The sequence below is a fragment of the Syntrophales bacterium genome (assembly GCA_023229765.1).
Classification (GTDB): Bacteria; Desulfobacterota; Syntrophia; order Syntrophales; family UBA5619; genus DYTH01.
On record JALNYO010000064.1, the window covers coordinates 1 to 8,164 of the forward strand.

Genomic DNA, 8,164 nt, shown 5'->3' on the forward strand with positions numbered 1-8,164 from the left:
GGGCCTTCAGCAATTACCGGATGCTTCTGTTTGGCGCCGTGATGGTTCTCATGATGGTCTTCAGACCGCAAGGCCTTGTGCCGAACGTGCGTCGCACTTACAAATTGTGAACATTAAGCTTCGCTTTGTGAACATTAAGCTTCGCTTTGTGAACATTAAGCTTCGCTTTCAGGGCGCCTGAGAAATCAGATACATGATTCCATGAAAAATATGCTGGAAATTAACAATCTGTCGATGGTTTTTGGCGGCTTGCGGGCTGTCGGCGGGGTCGATCTGAATGTCGGGCAAAAAGAGATTGTGGCCCTGATCGGACCAAACGGCGCCGGCAAAACGACGCTGTTTAACTGCATTACCGGAATTTACGTTCCCACCGAGGGCGAGATATTTGTCGTTCCGCCGGGAAACGAGAAAAAGAAAATCAACGGGATCAAGATAAACAAGGCGACTGAGCTTGGCATTGCCAGGACATTCCAGAATATACGCCTCTTTCCCAATATGACGGCGCTGGAAAACGTCATGATCGGTCGCCACTGCCGCTCCCGAGCCGGGGTCTTCGGCGCCGTTATTCGGGATTCATCTACAAAGCGTGAGGAGCAGGAGATCGTGGATTATAGTTATCATGTGCTTGTCAAAGTAGGACTTGCCGAGCAGGTCAATGAAATGGCAAAAAATCTTCCTTACGGTGCCCAGCGACGTCTGGAAATAGCGCGAGCCGTGGCCACGGAACCTTTTCTTCTGCTCCTGGATGAACCGGCGGCCGGCATGAATCCCAGTGAAACCTCTGAGCTCAGGGAGCTGATCGACCGAATCAGAAACGATGAGGGAATATCCATACTGATGATTGAGCACGACATGAAGATGGTTATGGGCATTTCGGACCGGATTTTTGTTCTCGATTACGGTGAAAAAATTGCCGAGGGAACCCCGGAAGAGATACAAAAAAATCCGGTAGTCATTAAAGCTTACCTGGGAGAGGACTTCAGCGTAAATGCTTGAGATACTGAATATCGAAACCTGCTACGGCAATATAAAGGCGCTCAAGGGCGTTTCTTTTTCCGTTGCCGAGGGGGAGATTATAACCATGATCGGGGCGAACGGCGCCGGAAAATCGACAACGCTGATGACGATTTGCGGAATAGTTCCCGCTCGCAGCGGCGATATAATATTTCAGGGCAAATCCATCCGTTCGCTGGAACCCAATGTAATCGTCTCGCTCGGCATCTCCCAGGTTCCGGAGGGACGGCGGATTTTCCCAATGATGACCGTCGCGGAAAATCTGGATATGGGCGCCTTTCTCCGAAAAGATAAGGCGGGGATCGCAAGCGATCTGGAATATGTGTTTACGCTGTTTCCGATTCTCAAAAAAAGAATTCACCAGAAGGGGGGAACGCTCAGCGGCGGCGAACAGCAAATGCTGGCCATTTCCCGCGCCCTGATGGCAAGGCCCCGCCTGCTGCTGCTCGACGAGCCCTCCCTGGGACTCGCGCCGCTGGTCGTGCGCCAGATATTTGAAATGATCAAGAAGGTAAACTCCGAAAACAAGATGACGATTCTGCTCGTGGAACAGAACGCGTTCATGGCCCTCAAAATAGCCCACCGCGGCTATGTGATGGAAAACGGGACCATAACCATGGAAGGGGCTGCCTCCGACCTGCTTAAGGATGAGAAAATAAAGAAGGCCTATCTTGGCTTATAGAAATACGAAAACAGCGTTGCAGAAAGTTGCCAGCAAATGGGAGCCGTCGTCCGGGAACAGGGAACCCCGGGCGACAACTCCTTAGGGGGCTGGTCTATTTTTTGCCTGTTATCTCGTCGTACAGATTGCGCTTGTCGATGACGCGTTTTGCCTTGAACTCCGTCCGCTCCAGACTGCCTGGCTCCATAAGCTGAACGATGGCCCTCAGCCCCCGCTTCTTCAGCTCCCTGGAAAGCAGCTCTTTGAGTTCAGGGGCGATTGACGGGTCTGTCTGTTGCCCTCGCTCTGCCTGAACGATCATTTCATCCATGGTCTCTTCCCGGGTGATGACGATGCGGAACTCATCGCCGAATCCGGCGATTCCGCGGATGACATTTTCAATCGCGCTGGGATAGACATTTTCTCCCCTTATTACAAACATGTCGTCCGCCCGTCCGTAGATTCCCCGGGGCAGCCGGGGATAGGTGCGTCCGCAGGGACAGGGATCGTTCTCCCAGATAGAGACATCCCCGGCCCAGAAGCGGATCATCGGCTGCGAGTTCCTTTCGAGATGGGTGTAAACAATGGCCCCCTCCTGACCGTAGGGCACCCGGCGATGGGTTTGGCGATCCACCAGCTCCGTGTAAACTATATCCTGCCAGAAGTGCATTCCCTGTCTGTGGGCGCACTCTCCGTTGGTCATCCAGGGCGCCATCTCGGCGGTCGAGCCGCTGTCGATGCAGATTCCCCCGTAGGTTTCCTCGATGCGTTTTCTCGTGGAGGGCACGCCCGCTCCAGGTTCGCCGGAGAAAAAGAGGATGCGGAATCCGAAATCCCGCGGGTCAATTCCCATCTCTCGAGCCTTTTCCGCGAGGTAAAGGCTGTAGGAAGGCGTTCCGTAGAAAACGGTGGGCTTTACCTCCTTCATCCATTCGATGCCCCGCTCCGACTGGCCGGGAACTCCGGCGCCGAACGGAAAGGCGGTGGCGCCGATACGTTCCGCCCCGAGCAGCGCCCCCCAGCTTCCCCAGTAGAGGCTGAAAAAGGAACCGATGAAGACTGTATCATCCGGGCGCACCCCGAACCCCCACATAATTCGTGCGTGGGCCTCGGCGATGCGCTCCATGTCGCCCCGGCTTATCCCGAAGGCGGTTGGTCTCCCCGTTGTTCCAGAGGTTCCCTGAATGCGGGCCAGTTCGCGCGCAGGGACGCACAGATTGCTGCCGAACGGGGGATGGTCGGCCTGATCGCGACGGATTTCGTCTTTCGTAACACAGGGGATGTTGTCAAAGTCCTCCAGAGAGTTAATATCCTTGGGGTGAATTCCCGCCTTGTCCCATTTATTCCGGTAAAAAGGGGAGTTCTCGTAGGCGTAGGATAGCTGCGCCTGAAGTTTGGGAAGAATAATCTGCACTTCCCGCTCTTCCGGGTCCATCGTCTCCAGAGTCCGGTTCCAGTAAGGTTCGTCCGACGCCGGGAGATAGGAGCGATCGTATATGGGTGGCCACAGTTTGCTCATATGATATTTACCTCCATTTATGATTGTTCAAATAGTCAAACCTGACGTTTTCGCCGCCACCATTTCCTCGATGGAACGGACGATCTCCTCCCGTGTTGCCCCCGGGGTGAAGACGGCGTCGAAACCTATTTCCTTTAGGCGGATCGTATCGTCCGGCGGGAAGACACCGCCGATGACAAACGTTACGTTGTTTTCGAGGTGCTCCTTACGGGCAGCTTCGAGCAGCGGTTTGCCAAGGGTTATATGGGCGCCGCCGAGGGAGCTTACCCCGATGACGTCAACATCTTCCTGAATGGCCGTCTGGACAATTTCTCCGGGGAGGGAGTTGCCGATATAGATGATCTCCATGCCGGCGTCGCCGAGTTCTTTTGCTACGGTGATGATCCCCCGATTATGAACATCCAGCCCCAGTTTCGCCAACAGTACCTTGATTTTCTTTGCCACAGTCGTTACCTTCTCCTTCTCCCGCAGCTTCACAGGCGGTAATGCGCAGTTTGTCGTCAAACCCGGCATGCTTTTGATAAACATGCATTTCCACTATTGAAAACAATTTCCGTATGTGTCTTTTTCACCAGAGGGCCGGCGGTTTCCACAGGCCGAACGATTGCTTGAACACCTTGAACAGTTCTCCCTCGGTACAGCGGGCGCGAGCGCAGGCGACACTGAAAGGAAGGATGTTTTTCCCCGTTCGGCATGCCTCCCCGAGGGCAAGAAGGGAGCTTTCCACTCGGGAATTGTCCCGGCTGAGCCGGAGCTTCGCCAGCCGCTCTCGCTGCTGCTGCTCCACACCTTCGGGATAACTGAACACGTTGATCGGAGGCGGCGCCGACTCGGACTTGTACCGGTTGTAGGCGACTATTTTTATCTCCCCCTGCTCGATATCCCGCTGCTGGTTGGTGAAATACGTTGATATTTTCCGATGAAGTTGACCGGATTCGATCGCGGATACGTATCCTCCCAGCAGCTCGATCTCATCCACCTCGTCAAGTATTCGCCGTTCGATGTCGTCAGTCAGGCTTTCGACGTAATATGAACCTCCGAGCGGGTCAACCACATCGGTAATCCCGGTTTCCTCCTGTAGTATTTGCTGGGTTCTCAGCGACAGCAGCGCTGCTTCGGCTGTTGGGACTGAGTATGCCTCGTCGTAGGAATCAACATGCAAAGACTGGGCGCCTCCCAGTATGGCGGAAAGGGCATGGTAGGCCGCCCGGATGATATTGTTGAGGGGCTCCTGCTGAATGAGAGAGACGCCAGAGGTCTGGACATGGCAGCGCATCCACATCGAACGGGGATTTTTCGCTCCGAAGCGATGCTTGAGAATCTTGTACCAAAGCCGGCGAACAGCCCGGAGTCTGGCCGCTTCTTCAAAGAAATCGCTCGCCGGGGACCAGAAAAAGGCGAGGCGATCCGCAACTGAATCAACGTCGTATCCCCGTCTTATCATTTCTGTGAGCGTGGCGATGCCATTGGCAACCGCTACGGCCATCTCGGTTACGCCGGAGGTTCCGAACTCGCGGAGGTTATACCCATTGATGGTGATGAAGTTCCACTGTGGCACTTCTTTCCGGATGAATTCAATATTGTCGCACTGAATCCGGAAGACGTCCCGCGGCGCGAGGAATTCGGCGCCGCTGCGGATCAGCTCTTCAAGGGATGTGTCATTCTGGACGCTCCCCCGCAGCTTGTCCCAAGGGATGCCGCGTTCTTCGGCAAGCGCCAAGTACATGGGGAACAAAATGGCGGTGTTCGAGGGATAATGGGTGACAATGGAAGCGGTTATTTCGTCCAGTGGAATATCTTTGAAAAGAAGATCCATGTCGTCCACGGAATCAATGCAAACCCCGGACATCCCCACCTGTCCCAGGGAGAGGGGATCGTCGGAGTCGTACATCTGGATTGTGGGAATATCGAAAAGGATGCTCAGACCAGTTGCTCCGTGCTCCAGCATGAATTTCATCCGTTCGTTCGTATCTTCCGGGGAGCCGAAGCCGGTAAGCTGTCGCATGGTGAATTCCCTGCCGCGGTACATGTTGGCGTGGATTCCCCGGGTAAATGGCGCCTGCCCCGAATAGCCGACATCCTCCAGGTAGTCGAAATCGGGATGGGAAAGAGGGGTGTAGAGCATTTCCCTCGGGATGTCCGATCCCAGAACCGTCCGGGGAGTCTTCAGCCATTCCTTGCGATCCTTTTCCCGTACCGTCGAGTGCATCCATTCGTCAAATCTTCGGCGCATGGCCTCAATGGCGGCTGGATTATACAGCGGCGTTTTCTTTTGTGAAGCTGTTTTTTCAGCAAGAATCTCCTTGGTTGTTTTTTCCCGTTCTTTCATAGGCATGATCTCCTTATAAAACGCACAGTCGGGTTAACTTTGGTTGCAACAGTTTCTCTATCCGCTCCCAAAAGTAACGCCTCAGGAAGAGGACTTTTTAATATTATCCGAAACAGAATCTGGTATTACCAGTAATTAAAATGGAAATGTTTGTCAAGAAATAGTTATTGTTGATTGAATGACAATTATTTATAGTCAATATAAATATCAGTAATTATTTATTTTAAGTTTTAACTATGATAAAATTAAGATACGTTAAGATCAAAGATTATCTTGACGATCCCGTAAATTCTGTGGTAATGTTTATTAACAAAGGTGAGAAATGATGTTTACCCCACTGCAACGGAAGCGGTTTTCCGATGAAATAGTCGAACAAATTGTAGCGCTTATCAAGAACGGACAGCTCCGACCTGGGGACACCCTGCCTTGCGAACGAAAAATTGCGGAGAAACTCAACGTCAGCCGTCCCCCCCTCCGGGAGGCCCTCAAGACCCTGGAGACGCTCGGATTCATCGAAATACGGCAGCGGAAAAAAAGCATCATCAAATCGGTTGCCGATGTCTCCCTGCACAATCCGCTGGCTCAGGTGATTCAGGGGGACGAGGAGATGACGATCCAGCTTTTGGAGGTTCGCAAAATACTGGAATCATGGGCGGCGGCCGAGGCGTGCCGTCGTGCGACAGACGAAGATATGGCGATTCTCGAAGGGGTATATGCGGATTTAGAGCGGGATTTCCAAAATGGAGAACTGGGCGTCGATGCGGATGTACGTTTTCATCTGTCGATCTACCAGGCAGCAAAGAACACCGTTTTGTCCCATATCGCCTCCACTCTTCTTTCGCTGCTTCATCAGGCTCAGCGGATAACCCGTCAGGCGATGTTCGAGGAAACAGTGAACCGAAAGCGGCTTCTGGAGCAGCATCGGCTCATCCTTGAGGCGATCCGGGAGCGAAATCAGGAACAGGCCCGGGAGGCGTTGCGGAATCACCTGGACTACGCGGAAAGCTATTTTGTTTCCCGGTAATAGTCGGGATTAACCAAAGGAGGAAAAATGCTCGATATTGAACAGGCAGTTGCGGTAATAACAGGCGCCGGCAGCGGGATCGGCGAGGCAGTAGCCAGATACTGGGTGCAGAGAAAAGGGAAGGCTGTGCTTGCGGATATAGTTCCGGAGAATTTATCGAGGGTGGAGCGGGAACTCACCGCTCTCGGGGGCGACGTCTGTTCCATGCTCTGCGATGTGACAAAGGAAGAGGACAATTCCAGGCTCGCCGCCCTTGCCGTTGAGCGCTACCAGCGGATCAACCTTGTTTTCCCCGCCGCAGGAATCATCAAAGACGGCATGTTTTTGTCGCCCGACCGGGAAACGGGCAAGGTGACCGGCAAGATGTCGCTCCGACAGTTCCAATCGGTTTTGGACATCAACCTGACCGGCGTTTTTCTTACCATCCGCGAGTGCGCGGAACAGATGATCAATTCCGGCTCGAAAGGGCTGATCTGCCTTATGTCCTCAACGGGCTCGCTGGGGACGGCGGGGCAGATCAACTACTCCTCGTCCAAGGCGGCGATGTCCGTCATTCCCAAGGTTCTTACCGCCGAGTTTTTCAGAAGAAATCTGGCGGACCGTATCCGCTGCGTCGCGGTGGCGCCGGGATATGTGGCAACCCCGATGGTGAAGGGGATGGATGAGAGGGCCCTGGGGAAAATCATCAGCGACGTTCCCATTGGTCGGCTGATAGAACCGGAAGAGATCGCCTCTTTGATCTGCGAGCTTTACAAAAACGAGGCGCTGGCGGGCGAGGTGTTCTTCATCCACGGCGGCCTGCGGCTGGGATCGCGCGGCTGAGCGAGCCGGATGCTTGCCGGTTAGAAAAAGATCTTGTCCCGGTTCATCAGCTCATAGCTCCCGCCGTGCTCCAGTTCCATGAATTTGCGCTTGCCGATGCCGACGCCATGTTCGCCGGTGCAGGTGCCGCCCAGTTCCATGGCGCGGCCGACTATTTTGTCGTTGATGCCGGCTGGCAATTTGCCAATGTGCGAAGAGATGTCATGGATGTGAAGCTCCCGGTTCGAGATGCCCGTTGAAAACCTGTCCGGGTCCACGAAAGATGCTAAAACACTTATCTGGCCCTGCGTGAATTTCATCGTTGATTGTTTTACTTCGTATTTGAGATGTTGGAAGCTTGAGGACCTATCACAACTAAAGGTCGTTTCCTGAGTAGGAGAGGTTGAAGCTCTTGTTGATCAGCGGAAAATCCGGGACGATGTAGCCGGCCGCGGCATAACCGAGCAGTGTCCAGTTTAAGAAAGAGGGGTCGCGCAGGGCCACGCGACCTATTTCGCCCTGTTTGTCTGTGCGGATGAAATAGACGATGCTGCCCCGCCAACCTTCCACGATTCCAACCGATAGAGAGTTTTTCCGGAAAGTCAGGGCAGTGGATGTTGCCTGAATCGCTCCTGCGGGCAAACCTGCCAGCGCCTGCTGGAGGATCTTGATGGAACCATAAACCTCCGTCACCCGCGCCATAAAACGGGCATACACATCGCCTCCTGTTTTTGCGAATGTCTCGGCAGCGTAGAGACTATCGTAAGCAGCATAGGGATAATCGCGCCGCGCATCGCTTGTGAGGCCGAGCGCCTT

Annotated in this window: 9 protein-coding genes; 4 read left to right on the forward strand and 5 right to left on the reverse strand. The window is 53.8% G+C overall.

Annotated elements, in window-relative coordinates:
- Nucleotides 1–201: 201 nt before the first annotated feature.
- Nucleotides 202–996, forward strand: coding sequence for an ABC transporter ATP-binding protein (locus M0P74_17605; GenBank protein MCK9365403.1), 795 nt, complete (start codon nt 202–204; stop codon nt 994–996).
- On the forward strand, nt 989–1,696 hold the full coding sequence (locus tag M0P74_17610; GenBank protein MCK9365404.1) for an ABC transporter ATP-binding protein: 708 nt from the start codon (nt 989–991) through the stop codon (nt 1,694–1,696). The genes M0P74_17605 and M0P74_17610 overlap by 8 nt, the downstream gene beginning before the upstream one ends.
- A 94-nt stretch (nt 1,697–1,790) precedes the next feature.
- Here the strand turns inward: M0P74_17610 and M0P74_17615 are convergent, their stop codons facing one another.
- Genes M0P74_17615 through M0P74_17625 form a run of 3 tightly spaced genes read right to left on the reverse strand, consistent with a single transcriptional unit; the run spans nt 1,791 to nt 5,523 of the window.
- On the reverse strand, nt 1,791–3,194 hold the full coding sequence (locus tag M0P74_17615; GenBank protein MCK9365405.1) for an AMP-binding protein: 1,404 nt from the start codon (nt 3,192–3,194) through the stop codon (nt 1,791–1,793).
- Between the two features lie 27 nt (nt 3,195–3,221).
- Complete coding sequence (locus M0P74_17620) at nt 3,222–3,722, reverse strand: cobalamin B12-binding domain-containing protein (GenBank protein ID MCK9365406.1); 501 nt, start codon at nt 3,720–3,722, stop codon at nt 3,222–3,224.
- A 40-nt stretch (nt 3,723–3,762) separates the two neighbouring features.
- Entirely contained in the window at nt 3,763–5,523 is a 1,761-nt protein-coding gene (locus M0P74_17625) for a methylmalonyl-CoA mutase family protein (GenBank protein MCK9365407.1), read from the reverse strand.
- 322 nt (nt 5,524–5,845) lie between these two features.
- Here M0P74_17625 and M0P74_17630 point away from each other — a divergent pair, with 322 nt between their 5' ends.
- Both M0P74_17630 and M0P74_17635 read left to right on the forward strand, forming a co-directional pair.
- Entirely contained in the window at nt 5,846–6,547 is a 702-nt protein-coding gene (locus M0P74_17630) for a FadR family transcriptional regulator (GenBank protein ID MCK9365408.1), read from the forward strand.
- 27 nt (nt 6,548–6,574) lie between these two features.
- Nucleotides 6,575–7,369 (forward strand): SDR family oxidoreductase, encoded by a 795-nt coding sequence (locus M0P74_17635; protein MCK9365409.1) that lies wholly within the window; start codon nt 6,575–6,577, stop codon nt 7,367–7,369.
- A 20-nt stretch (nt 7,370–7,389) separates the two neighbouring features.
- Here M0P74_17635 and M0P74_17640 read toward each other — a convergent pair whose 3' ends face one another.
- Together M0P74_17640 and M0P74_17645 are read right to left on the reverse strand one after the other, a co-directional pair.
- Nucleotides 7,390–7,668 carry a hypothetical protein gene (locus tag M0P74_17640; protein ID MCK9365410.1) on the reverse strand — a complete coding sequence of 93 codons (279 nt, stop codon included), beginning with the start codon at nt 7,666–7,668 and terminating at the stop codon, nt 7,390–7,392.
- A 55-nt stretch (nt 7,669–7,723) separates the two neighbouring features.
- Nucleotides 7,724–8,164 (reverse strand): hypothetical protein (locus tag M0P74_17645; protein ID MCK9365411.1); only part of this gene is annotated, 441 nt, incomplete at its 5' end.

What these genes read in the sequence shown, in the direction of transcription:
- M0P74_17605 (MCK9365403.1), top strand. Translation starts at nt 202, where the DNA reads ATGAAAAATATGCTGGAAATTAACAATCTGTCGATGGTTTTTGGCGGC.
- M0P74_17610 (MCK9365404.1), top strand. Translation starts at nt 989, where the DNA reads ATGCTTGAGATACTGAATATCGAAACCTGCTACGGCAATATAAAGGCG.
- M0P74_17615 (MCK9365405.1), bottom strand. Translation starts at nt 3,194, where the DNA reads ATGAGCAAACTGTGGCCACCCATATACGATCGCTCCTATCTCCCGGCG.
- M0P74_17620 (MCK9365406.1), bottom strand. Translation starts at nt 3,722, where the DNA reads ATGTTTATCAAAAGCATGCCGGGTTTGACGACAAACTGCGCATTACCG.
- M0P74_17625 (MCK9365407.1), bottom strand. Translation starts at nt 5,523, where the DNA reads ATGAAAGAACGGGAAAAAACAACCAAGGAGATTCTTGCTGAAAAAACA.
- M0P74_17630 (MCK9365408.1), top strand. Translation starts at nt 5,846, where the DNA reads ATGATGTTTACCCCACTGCAACGGAAGCGGTTTTCCGATGAAATAGTC.
- M0P74_17635 (MCK9365409.1), top strand. Translation starts at nt 6,575, where the DNA reads ATGCTCGATATTGAACAGGCAGTTGCGGTAATAACAGGCGCCGGCAGC.
- M0P74_17640 (MCK9365410.1), bottom strand. Translation starts at nt 7,668, where the DNA reads ATGAAATTCACGCAGGGCCAGATAAGTGTTTTAGCATCTTTCGTGGAC.